Here is a 19,074-nt window from a genome sequence, read left to right on the forward strand (position 1 = left end):
GATCTGGTGGCGGACATTGCCACCATCTTTCACTGGTCGCCGTCCGTCACTGACGTTATGCCGCTAACGGATGTGCTGGAGTGGCGACATAAAGCCATTCTGCGAAGCGGGGCCAGCGATGAGTGACAAAAACCTGCGCCTGCAGGTGATTCTGAATGCGGTTGATAGGCTCACCCGCCCCTTCCGTTCCGCGCAGGCCAGCTCGAAAGAGCTGGCAGCGGCCGTCCAGCAAAGCCGCGCCCGCCTTAAAGAGTTAGATACCCAGGCGGGAAAAATTGAGGGTTTTCGCAAGGCCAGCGCGCAGCTGGCAGTCACCGGCAACAGTCTTAAAGCCGCACGCGAAGAAGCGGCGAAACTCGCCACGCAGTTTAACGCCACCAGTCGCCCGACAGCAGCGCAGACCCGACTCCTTGAGCAGGCAAAAAGCCGCGTAACGGATCTGCAGGGCAAATACAACGGCCTGCGCCAGTCGGTCCAGCGTCAGCGTCTTGCGCTGAATGAAGCCGGGCTGGACACGAAAAAGCTCAGCAGCGCGCAGCGTGAACTCCGGCAGAACGCCGACGAAACCCGCCAGGCGCTGGACCGTCAGATGAAATCCCTGAAACGCCTGGGCGAACAGCAGGCGCGGATGAATGCGGTCCGCGATCAGTATTCCCGCCGTCTCGAAGTGCGGGACAGGATTGCCGGTGCCGGGGCCACAACAACCGCAGCCGGGCTGGCGATGGGCGCGCCGGTGATGGCGGCGGTGAAAAGCTACGCCAGCATGGAAGATGCCATGAAAGGCGTGGCGAAGCAGGTCAACGGCTTGCGTGATGACAACGGCAACCGCACCGCCCGGTTCTATGAAATGCAGGACGCCATCAAGGCTGCCAGTGAACAGCTGCCGATGGAAAACGGCGCGGTGGATTATGCCGCGCTGGTTGAAGGCGGGGCACGCATGAACGTGGCGAACCCGAATGATTCCTGGGCGGATCAGAAGCGCGACCTGCTGGCGTTTGCCAGCACGGCGGCTAAGGCATCTACGGCGTTTGAACTGCCGGCCGATGAGCTGTCCGAGGGGCTGGGGAAAATCGCCAGTCTGTATAAGGTGCCGACCCGCAACATTGAACAGCTGGGTGATGCACTGAACTATCTGGACGATAACGCCATGTCCAAAGGGGCAGACATTATCGACGTGCTGCAGCGTATGGGGGGCGTGGCTGACCGTCTCGACTATCGCAAGGCCGCCGCGCTCGGCTCCACGTTCCTGTCTTTAGGTGCTGCGCCGGAAATCGCTGCCAGTGCGTCAAACGCCATGGTGCGTGAGTTGTCCATTGCCACTATGCAGAGTAAGCGCTTCTTCGAAGGCATGGACCTGCTGAAGCTCAATCCGGCAGAGATTGAAAAGCAGATGACCACCGACGCCATCGGCACCATCCAGCGCGTGCTGGAAAAGGTTAACCGTCTGCCGCAGGACAAACGCCTGTCTGCCATGACCATGTTATTTGGCAAAGAGTTTGGCGATGATGCGGCGAAGCTCGCCAATAACCTGCCGGAGCTGCAGCGCCAGCTCAGACTCACCTCCGGCGGGAGTGCGAACGGCTCCATGCAGAAAGAATCCGATATCAACAAGGATTCATTATCCGCGCAATGGTTGCTGGTTAAGACGGGGGCGGCCAATACGCTCAGCAGCCTGGGAGAAACCCTGCGTGCGCCACTGATGGAAATCATGGACGCAGTTAAGCGCGTGACGGGTGTAATGCGTCGTTGGGTTGAAGCCAACCCGGAACTGGCGGGCCGGTTAATGAAGATTGCCGCCGTTGTGGCGTCGGTAACGCTTGCCCTGGGCACGCTTGCTATCGCCATGGCCGCCGTTCTGGGACCGATAGCCCTACTCCGCTTTGGTATGAAGTCACTCGCTATTACCGGGCTGGGCAGGCTCAGTCCTTTGCTGGGGCGTCTGAGCCAGGTATTAACATCCTTCGCGCCGGGGCTTTTTAGCTCTGGCGAGGCATTTAAAAAGTTATTCGCATTGTTCTCAGGAAACGATGCCGGCGATACCGTCAGCTGGATAGGACGTATCCGCGAAGCACTCAGCGGTGGCGGTAATGATGACGATGGGGGCGGGATCCTTGATGCTTTTCGTGATGGCGCTCTGGACAAAATTAAGGAACATGCCCAGCAGGCGGGGGAAGTTCTGGTCTCGTCTTTCCGTAACCCTGGCGAAGCCGTTCGACAGCTTTCAACCCGAATCAGTGGGTTAGCCAGTGCAGCCTTCGCTCCGTTGATAGCCTCGGTTCGGGGGGCGGGTGGCGTGCTCAGGTGGCTGGTCATGTCGCCGTTTGCGCTATTGCGTGCGGCTATCATCGGCATTGGTAGCCTGTTGGGCGTATTGCTAAGCCCTGTAGGACTTGTTATCGCAGCGCTTGCCGGGGTGGCACTGGTTGTCTGGAAATACTGGCAGCCTATCAGCGCATTTTTGGGTGGCGTGGTGGAAGGATTCAAAGCCGCTGCTGCGCCCATCAGCGCTGCCTTTGAGCCGCTCAGGCCTGTGTTTCAGTGGATAGGTGACAAGGTGCAGGCGCTGTGGGGATGGTTCACGGATTTGTTAGCGCCGGTAAAAGCGACCTCCGAGGAACTGAGCAGCGCGGCGGCGATGGGGCGACGGTTTGGTGAAACGCTGGCGGAAGGTCTCAGTATGGTGATGCACCCCCTTGAGTCGCTGAAATCTGGCGTGTCGTGGCTGCTGGATAAGCTCGGTATTGTCAGCCAGGAAGCGGCAAAAGCCAGACTGCCTGAGCAGGTCACTCGCCAGCTTCCCGCCACGGTGAATGCTGACGGCAAGGTCATGCTGCCGCCTGGCGGATTTCCGTCAATGGGCTTTGCGGGTATGTACGACAACGGCGGAGCCATTCCTCGCGGCCAGTTTGGCATCGTGGGGGAGAACGGCCCGGAAATCGTAAACGGACCGGCCAGTGTGACCAGCAGGCGGCGCACGGCGGCGCTGGCGTCCGTGGTGGCCGGAGCGATGGGTGTGGCGGCTGCACCTGCAGAGGCGGCACCGTTGCACCCGTTCAGCCTGCCAGTCAGGGCATATCAGGTGCAGCCGGTGAAGGCTGAAAGCCCGCAACCGGTGATCCGCTATGAGATTAACGCGCCGATTCATATCACCACTCAGCCCGGACAAAGTGCGCAGGACATTGCGCGTGAAGTAGCACGGCAGCTTGATGAGCGCGAACGGCGGGGCAGAGCGAAAGCGCGCAGCAATTACAGCGATCAGGGGGGATACGATTCATGATGATGGTGTTTGGTTTGTATGTGTTTATGCTGCGCACCGTGCCGTATCAGGAGCTGCAGTACCAGCGCAGTTGGCGGCACGCGGCTAACAACCGGGTGAACCGCCGTCCGTCCACGCAGTTTCTTGGCCCGGATAACGACTCACTGACGCTTTCCGGCGTGCTGCTGCCGGAAGTCACCGGCGGCAGGCTGTCACTGCTGGCGCTGGAGCAGATGGCGGAGCTGGGCAAAGCGTGGCCCCTGATTGAGGGCAGCGGCACTATCTACGGCATGTATGTAATCGAAAGTCTGAGTCAGACCAAAACGGAGTTTTTTGAAAGCGGGATGCCGCGCCGAATTGAGTTCACGCTGACTCTGAAACGGGTGGATGAGTCGCTGTCGGAGATGTTTGGCAGCCTGAGCGACCAGCTTAGCAACCTGCAGGACACGGCAGCGTCTGCCATTGGCAAAGTGAAAAATATGGCGGGAGGGTTGCTCTCATGACTCTGAGTAGCCGTCTCCAGAATCTGACCAGCAAAAGCCCGGCGTTCAGCATCACCATCGAAGGCAAAGACGTGACGACGGTGATGGACGCGCGCCTGATGAGCCTGACATTGACCGATAACCGGGGCTTTGAAGCGGACCAGCTCGATCTGGAGCTGGACGACGCCGACGGCCTGGTTGCCCTGCCGCGTCGCGGAGCGGTGATCCATCTGGCGCTGGGCTGGAAAGGCCAGCCGCTGTTCCCGAAAGGGGCATTCACCGTGGATGAGATTGAGCATTCCGGCGCACCTGACCGGCTGACTATCCGTGCGCGCAGCGCTGACTTTCGCGAAACCCTGAACACCCGCCGTGAAAAGTCCTGGCATCAGACCACGGTGGGCGAGGTGGTGAAGGACATTGCCGTACGCCACAAGCTGAAACTGGCGCTGGGCAAGGACCTGACAGAGAAAGCGCTGGACCATCTGGATCAGACCAATGAAAGCGACGCGAGTTTCCTGATGAAGCTGGCGCGCCAGTACGGGGCGATTGCGTCCGTGAAAGACGGGAACCTGCTGTTTATCCGACAGGGGCAGGGCAGAACGGCCAGCGGCAAACAGCTGCCGGTTATCACCATCACCCGCCAGGCTGGCGACGGTCATCGGTTTAGCCTGTCTGACCGTGGTGCTTATACCGGCGTTATTGCCAGCTGGCTGCATACCCGTGAGCCGAAGAAGAAAGAGACCATGCAGGTAAAGCGACGGCGAAAGAAAACCGCCGCACCCAAAAAGCCGGAGGCGAAGCAGGGGGATTATCTGGTGGGCACGGATGAAAATGTGCTGGTTCTGAACCGCACCTATGCCAACCGCAGCAATGCAGAACGTGCAGCAAAGATGCAGTGGGAGCGTCTGCAGCGCGGGGTGGCGTCGTTCTCCCTGCAGCTCGCAGAAGGGCGGGCGGATCTCTATACCGAAATGCCGGTGAAGGTCAGCGGATTCAAGCAGCCGATTGATGATGCGGAGTGGACTATCGCCACACTGACGCATACGGTCAATCCGGATAGTGGATTTACGACCAGTCTGGATCTCGAAGTGAAAATTGATGAGTTCGAAATTGAATGATTAGTTCCAAATTGAGAACAGTAATGTATCATTATTGCGAACTGGTTAAGAGTGAGGGCTGAACGAAATGATGAATTGTCCGATGTGCGGCCAGGCCGCGCATACACGCAGTAGCTTTCAGGTTTCCAGTGAAACCAAAGAACGATACAACCAGTGCACCAATATTGAGTGCGGGCATACATTCGTGACACATGAGACTTTTGTGCGATCTGTCTGCCGACCGCAAAAAATCAGCGCCGCACCGCCTCATCCGAAAGGAATGCAGGAACAATTAGCTTACTGATACTGACCCGCCGCTGGCGGGTTTTTTATTACCTGTTGCCGCCATGGCAAAAGCGCTGCCGCCACTTTGTCGCCACACAGGAAAGAGTGACGACATAAGTGATTGATTTTACGGAGTATGAATTTCAGGCAACAAAAAACCCATCAACCTTGAACCAAAAATGGCGGGGTTGATGGGCTCCACAAATTGGGGGACATCAAAGAAAAGCAGTGGCAATAGTTATGACTGACGTATGAACGAAAAGTTCTGCGCATCACGAATTTTTTTTCGTCACGCGCGCGGCTCTTCGTTACCCCAACCCTGGCCAGATGATGATGATTAAGGTCCCCGCCAGCGTTAACAGCACGTTAGCGATAGCATAGGTGCCTGCGTACCCCAGCGCCGGAATGTTGCTGCGCGCGGTGTCGCTGATGATTTCCATCGCTGGCGCACAGGTGCGCGCGCCCATCATCGCGCCAAACAGCATGGCGCGGTTCATGCGCAGCACGTAAGCGCCAAACAGGAAACAGATCACTACCGGCACCAGACTGACGATCAGCCCGGCCACCAGCATCTGCCAGCCGACGGCACCCAGGCTGTGGCTGATGCCGCTGCCCGCGCTTAAGCCTACGCCCGCCATAAACACCATCAGGCCAAACTCTTTCACCATATTCAGCGCACCCTGGGGGATATAGCCGAAGGTCGGGTGGTTAGCACGCAGGAAGCCGAGCATGATCCCGGCGAACAGCAGGCCCGCGGCGTTACCGATACCGAAGCTAAAGTTGCTGAACTGGAATGTGATCATCCCAATCATCAGGCCGACGATAAAGAAGGCGCAGAAAGCCAGCAGATCGGTCACCTGACTGTGGATGGAGATAAAGCCGATGCGGTCGGCGACGGTTTTAACGCGGCGCGTGTCGCCGCTCACCTGCAGCACATCACCCTTGTTCAGCACGATGTTGTCGTCGATTGGCATCTCAATCTGGCTGCGGATCACCCGGTTTAAGAAACAGCCGTGATCGGTCAGCTTAAGCTGTCCCAGGCGGCGGCCGACGGCGTTGTGGTTCTTGACCACGATCTCTTCGGTGACGATGCGCATGTCCAGCAGGTCGCGGTCGAACACCTCTTTACCGTTACGGAAGCTCGGGTCGAGGCGCGCGTGTGCATCCGGGTAGCCCACCAGCGCAATATCGTCGCCCATCTGCAATACCGCGTCGCCATCCGGGTTCGCCAGGATGCCGTTACGGCGAATACGTTCGATGTAGCAGCCGGTCTGACGATAAATGCCCAACTCGCGCAGGTTTTTACCGTCGGCCCAGGCCACCAGCTCTGGCCCCACGCGATAGGCGCGGATCACCGGGAGATACACTTTGCGTTTGCTGTCGGTGTCCAGGCCGCGCTCGCGGGCGATTTGCTGGGCGCTGGTCTGCAGATCCTGGTGCTGGAGTTTGGGTAAATAACGCGCGCCAACAATCAAGCTGACGAGGCCAATCAGATAGGTCAGGGCATAGCCCAGGCTTAAGTGGTCCAGCGCCAGCGACAATTGGGCATCACTCAGGCCGAGATGGCGTAGCGTATCTCCCGCGCCCACCAGCACCGGCGTCGAGGTCATCGAACCGGCCAGCATGCCCGCCGTTAATCCGATATCCCAGCCAAACAGTTTGCCTAAGCCAAGCGCAATAAGCAGGGCGCTGCCGACCATAACCAGCGCCAGCATCAGATAATTCTTACCGTCGCGGAAAAAAATAGAAAAAAAGTTGGGGCCGGCTTCAACACCTACGCAAAAAATAAACAGCATAAAACCGAGGTTCAGGGCGTCGGTGTTAATACTGAAATGCTGCTGGCCTAATAATAACGAAACCACTAAAACGCCAATGGAATTACCGAGTTGGATCGATCCCAGACGTAATTTCCCCAGGCAAAGACCCAGAGCCAGTACCACAAATAATAACAGGATGTAATTCCCGTTTAACAATTCTGCGACGTTTATGTTCACGGAGGATAACTTTTCGTTTACCAGTAAGTGGTTGAATGAATGGACTATTTAGGCTATGTTTTCGCTGTAGGGAGAGCAGGCTACACCTGATCGCGCATTATAGTTAGCTCACAAAAAAATATCAAATAATTAGTTTATTTTTAACAGTTCCCGGTATTCGATGGCGATGAAATCATCACCGGCTGTTTCAGGCATGGAATGCCGCTTTACTCATCTAATTGGATGTCTACGTGAAGAAAAATGTATTTGCCTGACAGGGCAGGAGGGAGAGTTTGAATATTAAACGTAACTGGCCGGGGATCGCGTGCTGCTTTTTAGTGTTTACGGCGGTGTGTATCGGCCTGACATTCAATATGCAAGGCGCATTTATCGCCTCCGGACATCCTGAGCTGGGTCTGCTGTTCTTTACCCTGCCGGGGATTGCGGCAAGCGTTGTGTCGCGCGGTGGAGAAGTGGTCAGATCGCTGGTTGGGGCGATTCTTGCTGCACCAATATGCCTGGTGGTGATGCGTCTGGTGTTTAACCCCTCGCGCACGATAGTGCAGGAGCTGGCGTGGCTGTTGAGCGGGGTATTCTGGTGTGCGCTAGGGGCGCTGTTCTTTCTGTTTGTACGCCGGGTGTTCGAGCATCGTCGCGAAAACAAAAACGCCCTCCGGGGAGGGCGCTAACAGCTACTGGGCAGCGAACAGCCCCAGGTGCTCTTTGGCGTAGGCTTCAAAATCGGTAAAGCCGCCGATGTGGGTCTGGTCGAGGAAGATCTGCGGCACGGTTTCAACCGGTTTACCCACGGTCTTCTCCAGGTCGGCTTTGGAAATGCCTTCCGCGTGAATGTCCACGTAGCGGTAGTTAAAATCTTCACGCTCGGCGGTCAGTTTTTCTGCCAGATCTTTAGCGCGCACACAGTAAGGGCAACCCGGACGTCCAAAAATTACTGCAAACATTTCTCTCTCCTGAATCTAAGCCTGACGGCGAATGCTGCCTATATTGCCGATAACACCCGGTAATGAAAAGCAGGTTCTGCCTGTTGCATTGATATCTACAGGCTATATTTGGCCAATTACAGCGCCGTTATCTTTGCCTATACTGGCCAATATTGTCAGTTAAGCCGTAAAGAGAGACCCGATGACGCCAGTAATAGATTTGCTTCGTTCCCACCGCTCGATCCGCCATTACACCGACCAACCTATCAGCGATGCTCAGCGCGAGGCGATTATTGCCAGCGCGCAAGGCACCTCCAGCTCCAGCTTTTTACAGTGCAGCTCGATCATTCGGGTAACCGACCCGGCGATGCGTGAACAGCTAGTGACGCTCACCGGCGGGCAACAGCACGTGGCGCAGGCAGCAGAATTTTGGGTGTTCTGTGCCGATTTTAATCGTCATCTGCAGATTTGCCCTGAGGCCCAGCTCGGCCTGGCAGAACAGCTGCTGCTCGGCGTGGTGGATACCGCCATGCTGGCGCAAAACGCGCTGACGGCAGCAGAGTCACTGGGGCTGGGTGGGGTCTATATCGGCGGGATTCGTAACAGCATCGAGGCGGTGACCGACCTGCTGCAACTGCCAAAACACGTTCTGCCGCTGTTCGGTCTGTGTCTGGGCTGGCCGGCAGATAACCCGGACGTTAAGCCACGCCTGCCTGCAGCGATGGCGGTGCATGAAAACCACTACCAGCCGGTCGATCCCGCCGTGCTGGCGCAGTACGACGAGGAGCTGGCGAACTACTATCTCGCCCGCGCGACCAATAATCGTCGCGATACCTGGAGCGATCATATCCAGCGCACCATCATTAAAGAGAACCGCCCGTTTATTCTTGATTATTTGCATAAACAGGGCTGGGCGACGCGATAAGTCCATTTTTCCTGCGCCTGCCTGCGTGTATGATACGCAGGCTTTTGACCAGATCTTATCTGAGAGGTGCAGGGTGAAAATTGCCATATTGTCCCGGGATGGAACGCTCTATTCGTGTAAGCGCCTGCGTGAGGCAGGACATAAACGCGGCCATCTGGTAGAAGTTCTCGATCCGCTGTCGTGCTATATGAATATCAGCCCGGCGGCCTCCTCCATTCATTATAAAGGCCGCCAGCTGCCGCATTTCGACGCGGTCATTCCGCGCATTGGTTCGGCAATCACCTTTTACGGCACTGCTGCACTGCGCCAGTTCGAGCTGCTGGGCAGTTATCCCCTGAATGAATCCGTTGCTATTACCCGCGCGCGCGACAAGCTGCGCTCCCTGCAGCTGCTGGCTCGCCAGGGAATTGACCTGCCGATCACCGGCATTGCCCACTCCCCCGACGACACCAGCGACCTGATCGAGATGGTAGGGGGGGCGCCGCTGGTGGTGAAGCTGGTGGAAGGCACCCAGGGGATCGGCGTGGTACTGGCCGAAACGCGGCAGGCGGCAGAGAGCGTAGTCGACGCTTTTCGTGGCCTGAATGCGCATATCCTGGTGCAGGAGTACATTCAGGAGGCCAAAGGGCGCGACATTCGCTGTCTGGTGGTGGGCGACGAAGTGGTCGCTGCCATTGAGCGTCAGGCAAAAGAGGGCGATTTTCGCTCCAACCTGCATCGCGGCGGCGTGGCGCGGGTGGCGGAAATCACCGGGCGCGAACGTGAAATCGCACTGCTTTCGGCCCGCACCCTGGGGCTCGATATTGCCGGTGTCGATATTTTACGTGCCGATCGCGGGCCGCTGGTGATGGAAGTCAACGCCTCGCCGGGTCTCGAAGGCATCGAAAATACCACCGGGGTTGATGTCGCCGGGAAGATGATCGACTGGATTGAACGTCATGCCACGCCGGAGTTTTGCCTGAAAACGGGCGGATAAATGGTATGACGCACACTTTTTGCGTAAGCTAGCGGATTAATTCTTAAGGGGCTCCACGGTTATGGATTCACTCGTCGTACCGACACTTGATACGTTACGCCAATGGCTCGACGATATGAGCATCAGCTTTTTTGAATGCGATACCTGTCAGGCGTTGCACCTGCCGCACATGCAAAATTTTGACGGTGTGTTCGATGCCAAGCTCGATGTGATTAATGACGTCATTCTTTTTTCTGCCCTGGCGGAGGTCAAACCCTCAGCGCTGCTGGCGTTAGCATCGGATCTGTCGGCTATCAATGCCAGTTCTTTGACGGTAAAAGCATTTCTCGATATACAGGATGATAATCTGCCAAAACTGGTCGTTTGCCAGTCTTTGTACGCTGCCACCGGCTTAACGTATGAGCAGTTTGCGGGCTTTTTCCAGCAGAGCGAAGAGCAGATTTCGATGGTGATGCTGGAAGCCAGCGCACATCATCTGCTGTATAGCACCGAAGACGAGCCCGAAAATCCTGACGCTGCCACCTCTTTTCTGCACTGATCTCGTCTGACATTCAGGCAGTCGCTGTCGCGGCGGCTGCATAACTCCCGCGTTTGTGCTGCATTTAACCTTTCTTTAAAGAATTATTCACCGCCTTCCTCGCATTTCGGCTTATCACATAGACAAAACCTGCATAAAAAATTGATAAAAGGCGTTTTTTAATCTGGGCTATAGCCGCGAAGACAAGCTACAGTTTATTCTTGCGACGCTGTTAATTGCGAGCAGATACTGCCAACAGAGCAATATCTTCTGCTGCTGGCAGAGTGATAAATTATGCACGATTCTTGCATAGACTAAGAGTGTTCATTTTTAGTGCGTTTGTTAACGCGCTTTCAGAAGGATTAACGCTATGATCGCTTTAAAAAAAACCTGGGTCGCAGGGCTGATTGCGGGTGCTCTGATGGCTGTCTCTGCTGGTACGCTCGCTGCGGAACAAAAAACGCTGCATATCTATAACTGGTCTGATTATATTGCGCCGGACACCGTCGCTAATTTTGAAAAAGAGACCGGCATTAAAGTCGTTTATGACGTCTTTGATTCCAACGAAGTGCTGGAAGGCAAACTGATGGCGGGCAGCACCGGCTTTGATCTGGTGGTGCCGTCGGCCAGTTTCCTTGAGCGTCAGCTCTCGGCCGGTGTCTTCCAGCCGCTGGATAAAAGCAAACTTCCGGGCTGGAAAAACCTCGATCCCGAGCTGCTGAAACTGATTGCGAAACACGACCCGGACAACAAATACGCGCTGCCGTACATGTGGGCGACCACCGGTATTGGTTATAACGTCGAGAAAGTGAAAAAAGCGCTCGGTACCGATGCACCGGTGAACAGCTGGGATCTGGTGCTGAAGCCAGAAAACCTCGAAAAACTGAAGAGCTGCGGCGTCTCGTTCCTTGATGCGCCAGAAGAGATTTTTGCCACCGTGCTGAACTACCTCGGTAAAGATCCGAACAGCAGCAAAGCGGATGACTACACTGGCCCGGCGACCGATCTGCTGCTGAAGCTGCGCCCCAACATCCGTTACTTCCACTCCTCCCAGTACATTAACGACCTGGCAAATGGCGACACCTGCGTAGCGATCGGCTGGGCAGGGGATATTCTGCAGGCCTCTAACCGTGCGAAAGAAGCCAAAAATGGCGTGAATATTGCCTATTCAATCCCGAAAGAGGGGGCGCTGGCCTTCTTCGACGTCTTCGCGATGCCTGCGGATGCGAAGAACAAAGACGAAGCCTACCAGTTCCTGAACTATCTGCTGCGCCCGGAGGTGATTGCCCATATCTCGGATCACATCTTCTACGCCAACGGCAACAAAGAAGCCACTGCGCTGGTGAGCGCCGAAGTGCGTGACAATCCGGGCATTTACCCGCCGGCTGACGTGCGCGCCAAAATGTTCACCCTCAGCGTGCAGGAACCGAAAATCGACCGCGTGCGTACCCGTGCGTGGACCAAAGTGAAAAGCGGTAAATAACAAGAAACAGGCCGGGCAGTTGCACTGTCGCCCGGCATCAGGCGCACCGTAATGGTGCGTCTGCACCCGTTTGATCAATGCCGGAGAGCACCCCGTGAACGACGCGATCCCCCGCCCGCAGGCGAAAGTCCGTAAAGCGCTAACCCCGCTTCTTGAAATCCGCAACCTGACTAAATCCTTCGACGGGCAACATGCCGTGGATGATGTCAGCCTGACTATCTACAAAGGCGAAATCTTTGCCCTGCTCGGCGCGTCCGGCTGCGGGAAATCGACGTTGCTGCGTATGCTCGCCGGGTTTGAACAGCCTACCGCCGGGCAGATTGTGCTCGATGGCGTGGATTTGTCACAGGTGCCGCCTTATCAGCGGCCGATCAATATGATGTTCCAGTCTTACGCGTTGTTCCCGCACATGACCGTCGAGCAGAACATCGCCTTTGGTCTGAAGCAGGACAAGCTGCCAAAAGCCGAAATCAGCGCGCGGGTTGCTGAAATGCTGAGCCTGGTGCATATGCAGGAGTTCGCAAAGCGTAAGCCGCACCAGCTTTCTGGCGGTCAGCGTCAGCGCGTGGCGCTGGCCCGCAGCCTGGCCAAGCGGCCAAAACTGCTGCTGCTGGATGAGCCGATGGGGGCGCTGGATAAAAAGCTGCGCGACCGCATGCAGCTCGAAGTGCTGGATATTCTTGAACGTGTCGGCGCGACCTGCGTAATGGTCACCCACGATCAGGAAGAGGCGATGACCATGGCCGGACGGATAGCGATCATGAATCGCGGCAAGTTCGTGCAGATTGGCGAGCCTGAAGAGATTTATGAGCATCCGACCACCCGCTACAGCGCAGAATTTATTGGCTCGATGAATGTGTTCGAAGGGCTGCTGAAAGCGCGCGAAGAAGACGGACTGGTGATTGACTCCCCGGGTCTTATTCATCCGCTGAAAGTGGCCGTCGATAACTCGGTGGTGGATAACGTGCCGGTGTACGTGGCGCTGCGCCCGGAAAAAATCACCCTCTGTGATGCGCCGCCTGCCGATGGCTATAACTTTGCCGTGGGCGAAGTGGTGCATATCGCCTATCTCGGCGACCTCTCCATCTATCACATCCGCCTGAAAAGCGGGCAGATGATCAGCGCCCAGTTGCAGAACACCGATCGCTATCGTAAAGGGCTCCCAACCTGGGGCGACGAAGTGCGTCTGTGCTGGGATGCGGACAGCTGCGTTGTGCTGACGGTATAAGGAAGGGCGATGAACAAACCTGAACCTGCGGCCCGCACCCAAACGGGCACGGAAACTCGCTGGCTGACCCGGATGCAGATGGCGCACGGGCGCAAGCTGGTGATTAGCCTGCCGTACCTGTGGCTGATCCTGCTGTTCCTGCTGCCGTTCCTGATTGTGTTTAAAATCAGCTTCTCGGAGATGGCGCGCGCGATCCCGCCGTACAGCGATCTGATGGAGTGGGCCGACGCCCAGCTGTCGGTGACCCTTAATCTGGGCAACTACCTGCAGCTGACCGACGATCCGCTCTATTTCGAGGCCTATTTGCAGTCGCTGCAGGTGGCGGGCGTGGCGACCCTTTGCTGCCTGCTGCTCGGCTACCCGCTGGCCTGGGCCGTGGCGCACAGTAAGCCGTCGACGCGCAATATCCTGCTGCTGCTGGTGATTTTACCGTCGTGGACCTCGTTCCTGATCCGCGTGTATGCCTGGATGGGGATCCTTAAAAACAACGGCGTGCTGAATAACTTTTTGCTCTGGCTGGGGGTTATCGATCAGCCGCTGACCATCCTGCACACCAATCTGGCGGTCTATATCGGGATTGTGTACGCCTACCTGCCGTTTATGGTGCTACCGATTTATACCGCCCTGACGCGCATTGACTACTCACTGGTTGAGGCGGCGCTCGATCTCGGTGCCCGTCCGCTGAAAACCTTTTTCAGCGTGATTGTCCCGCTGACCAAAGGCGGGATTATCGCCGGGTCGATGCTGGTGTTTATTCCGGCGGTCGGGGAGTTTGTGATCCCGGAACTGCTCGGTGGCCCGGACAGCATCATGATTGGCCGCGTGCTGTGGCAGGAGTTCTTTAATAACCGTGACTGGCCGGTGGCCTCGGCGGTGGCGATCGTGATGTTGCTGCTGCTGATCGTGCCGATCATGTGGTTCCACAAATATCAGCAGAAACAGATGGGAGATAACGGATGAACAACTTACCGGTAGTTCGCTCTCCGTGGCGGATCCTGATCCTGGTGATCGGCTTTACCTTCCTGTATGCGCCGATGCTGATGCTGGTGATCTACTCGTTCAACAGCTCCAAACTGGTGACAGTCTGGGCAGGCTGGTCCACGCGCTGGTACGGGGAGCTGTTTCGCGATGACGCGATGATGAGCGCCGTCGGCTTAAGCCTGACCATTGCCGCCTGTGCCGCAACGATGGCGGTCATTCTCGGCACCATCGCGGCGGTGGTGATGGTGCGTTTTGGCCGTTTTCGTGGTGCTAACGGCTTTGCCTTTATGATCACCGCCCCGTTGGTGATGCCCGATGTGATCACCGGTCTGTCGCTGCTGCTGCTGTTTGTCGCCATGGGGCACGCCATTGGCTGGCCGTCGGATCGCGGGATGCTGACCATCTGGCTGGCGCACGTCACCTTCTGTACCGCCTACGTGGCGGTGGTGATCTCGTCCAGGCTGCGCGAGCTGGACCACTCGATTGAAGAAGCGGCGATGGATCTGGGCGCTACGCCGGTTAAAGTATTCTTTATCATCACCTTACCGATGATCATGCCGGCGGTGGTTTCCGGCTGGCTGCTGGCGTTTACCCTGTCGCTCGACGATCTGGTGATCGCCAGCTTCGTCTCCGGCCCGGGGGCTACCACGCTGCCGATGCTGGTCTTCTCCAGCGTCAGAATGGGGGTCAATCCGGAGATCAACGCCCTGGCATCGCTGATTCTTGGCGTGGTGGGGATTATCGGTCTTATCGCCTGGTATCTGATGGCGCGTTCTGAAAAGCAGCGCGTGCGTGATATCCAACGTGCAAGGCGTCACTGAAACGATTAAAATTTCCAGTGAAGTGCCGCGCTTGTCGCGGCACTGTTTTTCAGGGAAGTTAAACATTGGGATTCTTTAAAAAAACACGTCATACCCATGCCCGACTGAACGTCCCTGCCCTGGTGCAGGTGGCGGCGCTCGCCATTATTTTGATCCGCTGCCTCGATATGGTGATGATTTTCAGCACCCTCGGGGTGCACGGCATCAGCGAATTCATTCACCGCAGCGTGCAGAGCTGGAACTTAACGCTGGTCTTTTTAAGCAGCCTGCTGCTGGTTTTTGCCGAGATCTACTGTGCGTTTTCGCTGGTCAAGGGACGTAACTGGGCGCGCTGGGTCTATATGCTGATCCACGCGATCACCACCGCGTACCTGTGGGCTTCGTCGCTGGGTTACGGCTATCCCGAGCTTTTCAGCATCCCCGGGGAGACGAAACAGGAAATTTTCCGCACCCTGATGATGCAAAAACTGCCCGATGTACTGGTGCTGGCCCTGCTGTTTATTCCGCCTTCCAGCCGACGGTTTTTCCGTCTGCAATAACGTGTATAATCGCTGCCCCCAGACGTATTAAGGTTTTGTTATGCAGTGCGCACTCTATGACGCCGGTCGCTGCCGCTCCTGTCAGTGGATTGAACAGCCGGTCTCTTCTCAGCTTTCCGCCAAAATGTCCGACCTGCAGACGCTCCTGTCTGGCTTGCCGGTGGCGGAGTGGTGCGCGCCTGTCGGCGGGCCGGAGCAGGCTTTTCGTAATAAAGCCAAAATGGTAGTCAGCGGCAGCGTCGAAAAACCGCTGTTCGGGATGCTGCACCGTGACGGCACCCCCGTCGATCTGACCGACTGTCCGCTTTATCCGTCCTCTTTCGCGCCGGTCTTTGCCGCCCTGAAACCCTTTATCGCCCGCGCGGGTCTGACGCCTTACAGCGTCGAGCGCAAGCGCGGTGAGCTGAAATACCTGTTGCTGACCGAAAGCCAGCAGGATGGCGGGATGATGCTGCGATTTGTGCTGCGCTCCGAGGCCAAGCTGGCGCAGCTGCGCGCAGCCCTGCCGTGGCTGCAGGAACAGCTGCCGCAGCTGAAGGTCATCACCGCAAACATTCAGCCGGTGCATATGGCGATCATGGAAGGCGAAGAAGAGATTTTTCTGACCGACGCTCAGGCGCTGGCCGAGCGCTTCAACGACGTGCCGCTGTGGATCCGCCCGAAAAGCTTTTTCCAGACCAACCCGACGGTGGCCAGCCAACTGTACGCCACGGCGCGCGACTGGGTACGCCTGCTGCCGGTGAATCATATGTGGGATCTGTTTTGCGGCGTCGGCGGCTTTGGTCTGCACTGCGCCACCCCGCAGATGCGCCTGACCGGGATCGAAATCTCCGCCGAGGCGATTGCCTGTGCGACGCAATCGGCGAGCGAGCTGGGGCTAACCAATCTGCATTTCCAGGCGCTGGATTCAACCCGGTTTGCCACCGCCCAGCAGGATGTGCCGGATCTGGTGCTGGTTAATCCGCCGCGTCGCGGGATTGGTCGCGCATTGTGCGACTACCTCAGCCAGATGGCCCCGCCGTTTATTATTTATTCCAGCTGTAATGCTCAGACGATGGCCAACGATCTCCGGGATCTGCCCGGCTATCGCATTGCCCGCGTGCAGCTGTTCGATATGTTCCCGCATACCGCGCACTACGAAGTGCTGACCCTGTTAGTTAAGTCCTGACAACATTGCCCGGCGGCGCTGCGCTTGCACGGGCCTATGGATCCCGTAGGCCGGGTCAGGCGCAGCCGCCACCCGGCAAAACCCCCCTCCCAATGTTAAACAAAATGTGAACGTTTCCGCTGCCCAAAATCAGGTAAGCTTTATCTAACTGGGCTGGAGACGATTGACCGATGAAACACATTTTACTGGTGGAGGACGACGGCGATATTGCCGCGCTGCTGCGCCTGAACTTAGAGGACGAGGGCTACCAGATAACCCACGAGGCGGACGGGGGCAGGGCGCAGCATCTGCTCGGACAAGCCCACTGGGATGCGGTGATCCTCGACCTGATGCTGCCCAACGTTGACGGGCTGACCCTCTGCCGGGCGATCCGGGCACGTGACCACTACCTGCCGGTGATTATTATCAGCGCCCGCAGCAGCGAAACCGAACGCATTCTCGGGCTCGAAACCGGGGCCGATGATTACCTCGCCAAACCCTTCTCGGTGCAGGAACTGTTGGCGCGCATCCGGGCGCTGTTCCGCCGTCAGCAGGCGATGGGCCAGCAGACCGTCGGGCTGATTACCGCCCACGGCCTGACCATCGACCCGCTGGCCCGCAGCGTCCTGCTGCGTGGCGAAGTTATCGATCTGACACCGCGTGAATTCGATCTGCTCTACTTCTTTGCCCGCCATCCCGGGGAAGTGTTCTCCCGGCTGGCGCTGCTCGAAAAGGTGTGGGGATACCAGCACGAAGGCTACGAACATACCGTCAACACCCACATCAACCGTCTGCGGGTCAAGATTGAAGCCGACGCCGCCGAGCCGCAGGTCATTCGCACCGTCTGGGGGAAAGGCTATCTCTTCGCGGAGCGCCCGCTATGATCCGCCGTCTTACCCTCAGCCAGCGCCTGACGCTGCTGTTTATCGCTCTGCTGAGCCTGTGCGCCATCGTCGCCTGTGGCGTGCAGCTGTGGGCCAGCAACCAGTACGGCAATGCGATGGTGCAGCGGCTTTCCGGCGGGCTGGCGCAGCACATCGTCCAGCGCGAGCCGCTGCTGGATAAGCAGGGGAAAGTTGAGCGCAGTGCGCTCCAGCCGCTGTTTAATCGCCTGATGACCTTCAACCCCAGCGTCGAGCTGTACGTCCTCTCCCCGCAGGGTGAGCTGCTGGCCGATGCCGCGCCGCCGGGGCATATTAAACGCCAAAGCGTCTCTATTGCGCCGGTTTTGCAGGCGCTGAACGGGGCCACGATGCCGGTTTACGGCGACGATCCGCGCAGCGATAAGCAGAAGGTGTTCAGCGTTGCCCCCCTGCGCCAGAACGGTGAGTTACGCGGATATCTGTATATCATTCTGCAGGGGGAAGAGCTGAATGCGCTGGCGGATCAAGCGTGGCAGAAAACCCTGTGGAGCACGGTGCTGTGGTCCCTGCTGCTGGTGGCGCTGTTTGGTGCGCTGGCCGGGGGGCTGGTCTGGTACTGGGTCACGCGCCCGGTCAGGCTGCTGACGCACGAGGTCAGCGGCCTGGAGCAGGACAGTATCAGCGCCATCAAACAGCTGGCCGCTCAGCCGCTTGAGCCGCAGCCCGCGGGTGAAGTGGCGCTGCTGCGCAATACCTTTATTGAGCTGGCGCAAAAGATTGCCAGCCAGTGGGATCAACTGGCCGACAGCGACCGTCAGCGACGGGAGTTTATCGCCAATATCTCCCACGACCTGCGTACCCCCCTGACCGCGCTGCTCGGGTATCTGGAAACCCTGTCGCTAAAATCTGCCACCTTGTCCGCAGAGGAGAGCCAGCATTACCTGGCGATTGCGCTGCGCCAGGGGCATAAGGTCCGCCACCTGTCGCAGCAGCTGTTTGAGCTGGCGCGACTCGAACACGGCAGCATCAAACCGCAGCGCGAGCGTTTTGCCATTGGCGAGCTTATCTCCGACGTGGCGCAGAAGTTTGACCTGGCCGTCGAAACCCGTCAGTTAAAGCTGCATATTGAGGTGCCACGCCCGCTGCCGATGATCAACGCCGATCTGTCGATGATCGAGCGGGTGGTGACCAATCTGCTGGATAACGCCATTCGTCATACCCCGCCTGGCGGTGAGATTGGCCTGAAGGTGTGGCAGGAGGGCGAGCAGCTGCAGGTGGAGGTAAACGACAGCGGACCGGGGATAGATAAGCCTCTGCGCGAGACGCTTTTCCAGCGGCCATCGGCGCTTAACCTGCAGGCGTCACGGGATAATCGGGGCGGACTGGGGTTGTTGATTGTGAAACGGATGCTGGAACTGCATGGGGGCGAGATCAGGTTGATGGAGGTGGCGAGAGGGGCGAGTTTTCGTTTTTATGTGCCACTGTGAGAGTGCCAGGCGGCGCTCATGATTACCTGGCCTACAAAATCCCCACCCTGTAGGCCGGGTACGGCGAAGCCGC

At 57.6% G+C, this 19,074-nt stretch carries 19 protein-coding genes; 17 read left to right on the forward strand and 2 right to left on the reverse strand.

Annotated elements, in window-relative coordinates; translation table 11 throughout:
• Nucleotides 1-6: 6 nt before the first annotated feature.
• The 5 genes from M8013_RS19045 to M8013_RS19065 all read left to right on the forward strand — a co-directional run bounded on the left by M8013_RS19045 (nucleotide 7) and on the right by M8013_RS19065 (nucleotide 5,139).
• Complete coding sequence (locus tag M8013_RS19045; protein ID WP_202694107.1) at nucleotides 7-126, forward strand: GpE family phage tail protein; 120 nt, start codon at nucleotides 7-9, stop codon at nucleotides 124-126.
• Nucleotides 119-3,277, forward strand: a complete 3,159-nt coding sequence (locus M8013_RS19050) for a phage tail tape measure protein (RefSeq protein ID WP_271269345.1) — start codon at nucleotides 119-121, stop codon at nucleotides 3,275-3,277. The genes M8013_RS19045 and M8013_RS19050 overlap by 8 nt, the downstream gene beginning before the upstream one ends.
• Nucleotides 3,274-3,759 carry a phage tail protein gene (locus M8013_RS19055; protein ID WP_271269346.1) on the forward strand — a complete coding sequence of 162 codons (486 nt, stop codon included), beginning with the start codon at nucleotides 3,274-3,276 and terminating at the stop codon, nucleotides 3,757-3,759. Before M8013_RS19050 ends, M8013_RS19055 begins: the two co-directional genes overlap by 4 nt.
• Nucleotides 3,756-4,856 (forward strand): phage late control D family protein, encoded by a 1,101-nt coding sequence (locus M8013_RS19060; RefSeq protein ID WP_271269347.1) that lies wholly within the window; start codon nucleotides 3,756-3,758, stop codon nucleotides 4,854-4,856. Before M8013_RS19055 ends, M8013_RS19060 begins: the two co-directional genes overlap by 4 nt.
• Nucleotides 4,857-4,923: 67 nt before the next feature.
• On the forward strand, nucleotides 4,924-5,139 hold the full coding sequence (locus M8013_RS19065) for an ogr/Delta-like zinc finger family protein (RefSeq protein WP_012016760.1): 216 nt from the start codon (nucleotides 4,924-4,926) through the stop codon (nucleotides 5,137-5,139).
• Nucleotides 5,140-5,428: 289 nt separating this feature from the next.
• Here M8013_RS19065 and M8013_RS19070 read toward each other — a convergent pair whose 3' ends face one another.
• The gene (locus M8013_RS19070) at nucleotides 5,429-7,114 is read right to left on the reverse strand and encodes an aspartate:alanine antiporter (RefSeq protein ID WP_271269348.1); all 1,686 of its coding nucleotides are present in this window, start codon (nucleotides 7,112-7,114) and stop codon (nucleotides 5,429-5,431) included.
• A 272-nt stretch (nucleotides 7,115-7,386) separates the two neighbouring features.
• Between M8013_RS19070 and M8013_RS19075 the strand changes: the two genes are divergently transcribed.
• The gene (locus tag M8013_RS19075) at nucleotides 7,387-7,782 is read left to right on the forward strand and encodes an inner membrane protein YbjM (protein ID WP_271269349.1); all 396 of its coding nucleotides are present in this window, start codon (nucleotides 7,387-7,389) and stop codon (nucleotides 7,780-7,782) included.
• A gap of 3 nt (nucleotides 7,783-7,785) precedes the next feature.
• Here the strand turns inward: M8013_RS19075 and M8013_RS19080 are convergent, their stop codons facing one another.
• Nucleotides 7,786-8,055 (reverse strand): GrxA family glutaredoxin, encoded by a 270-nt coding sequence (locus M8013_RS19080; protein ID WP_271269350.1) that lies wholly within the window; start codon nucleotides 8,053-8,055, stop codon nucleotides 7,786-7,788.
• Nucleotides 8,056-8,236: 181 nt separating this feature from the next.
• Between M8013_RS19080 and nfsA the strand changes: the two genes are divergently transcribed.
• The 11 genes from nfsA (at nucleotide 8,237) to M8013_RS19135 (ending at nucleotide 19,001) form a co-directional block, all read left to right on the forward strand.
• Nucleotides 8,237-8,959: an oxygen-insensitive NADPH nitroreductase gene (gene nfsA / locus M8013_RS19085; protein WP_271269351.1), complete on the forward strand. Its 723-nt coding sequence runs from the start codon at nucleotides 8,237-8,239 to the stop codon at nucleotides 8,957-8,959.
• Between the two features lie 73 nt (nucleotides 8,960-9,032).
• Nucleotides 9,033-9,935: a 30S ribosomal protein S6--L-glutamate ligase gene (gene rimK / locus M8013_RS19090; protein ID WP_271269352.1), complete on the forward strand. Its 903-nt coding sequence runs from the start codon at nucleotides 9,033-9,035 to the stop codon at nucleotides 9,933-9,935.
• Between the two features lie 61 nt (nucleotides 9,936-9,996).
• Nucleotides 9,997-10,473, forward strand: coding sequence for a YbjN domain-containing protein (locus tag M8013_RS19095; RefSeq protein ID WP_271269353.1), 477 nt, complete (start codon nucleotides 9,997-9,999; stop codon nucleotides 10,471-10,473).
• A 349-nt stretch (nucleotides 10,474-10,822) separates the two neighbouring features.
• A complete protein-coding gene (gene potF, locus M8013_RS19100) occupies nucleotides 10,823-11,935 on the forward strand; it encodes a spermidine/putrescine ABC transporter substrate-binding protein PotF (protein ID WP_271269354.1) in 1,113 nt (370 codons plus the stop codon).
• Nucleotides 11,936-12,029: 94 nt separating this feature from the next.
• Nucleotides 12,030-13,163, forward strand: a complete 1,134-nt coding sequence (potG, locus tag M8013_RS19105; RefSeq protein WP_271269355.1) for a putrescine ABC transporter ATP-binding subunit PotG — start codon at nucleotides 12,030-12,032, stop codon at nucleotides 13,161-13,163.
• Between the two features lie 9 nt (nucleotides 13,164-13,172).
• Nucleotides 13,173-14,123: a putrescine ABC transporter permease PotH gene (potH, locus tag M8013_RS19110; protein ID WP_271269356.1), complete on the forward strand. Its 951-nt coding sequence runs from the start codon at nucleotides 13,173-13,175 to the stop codon at nucleotides 14,121-14,123.
• The gene (gene potI, locus M8013_RS19115) at nucleotides 14,120-14,965 is read left to right on the forward strand and encodes a putrescine ABC transporter permease PotI (protein ID WP_271269357.1); all 846 of its coding nucleotides are present in this window, start codon (nucleotides 14,120-14,122) and stop codon (nucleotides 14,963-14,965) included. The genes potH and potI overlap by 4 nt, the downstream gene beginning before the upstream one ends.
• A gap of 65 nt (nucleotides 14,966-15,030) precedes the next feature.
• Nucleotides 15,031-15,504 (forward strand): YbjO family protein, encoded by a 474-nt coding sequence (locus M8013_RS19120; protein WP_271269358.1) that lies wholly within the window; start codon nucleotides 15,031-15,033, stop codon nucleotides 15,502-15,504.
• Nucleotides 15,505-15,544: 40 nt separating this feature from the next.
• Nucleotides 15,545-16,672, forward strand: a complete 1,128-nt coding sequence (rlmC, locus tag M8013_RS19125; RefSeq protein ID WP_271269359.1) for a 23S rRNA (uracil(747)-C(5))-methyltransferase RlmC — start codon at nucleotides 15,545-15,547, stop codon at nucleotides 16,670-16,672.
• A gap of 170 nt (nucleotides 16,673-16,842) precedes the next feature.
• On the forward strand, nucleotides 16,843-17,535 hold the full coding sequence (locus M8013_RS19130) for a response regulator transcription factor (RefSeq protein ID WP_271269360.1): 693 nt from the start codon (nucleotides 16,843-16,845) through the stop codon (nucleotides 17,533-17,535).
• A complete protein-coding gene (locus M8013_RS19135; RefSeq protein ID WP_271269361.1) occupies nucleotides 17,532-19,001 on the forward strand; it encodes a sensor histidine kinase in 1,470 nt (489 codons plus the stop codon). Before M8013_RS19130 ends, M8013_RS19135 begins: the two co-directional genes overlap by 4 nt.
• Nucleotides 19,002-19,074 lie beyond the last annotated feature (73 nt).

The sequence above is a fragment of the Silvania confinis genome, from assembly GCF_025564085.1.
GTDB classification, from domain to species: Bacteria; Pseudomonadota; Gammaproteobacteria; order Enterobacterales; family Enterobacteriaceae; genus Enterobacter; species Enterobacter confinis.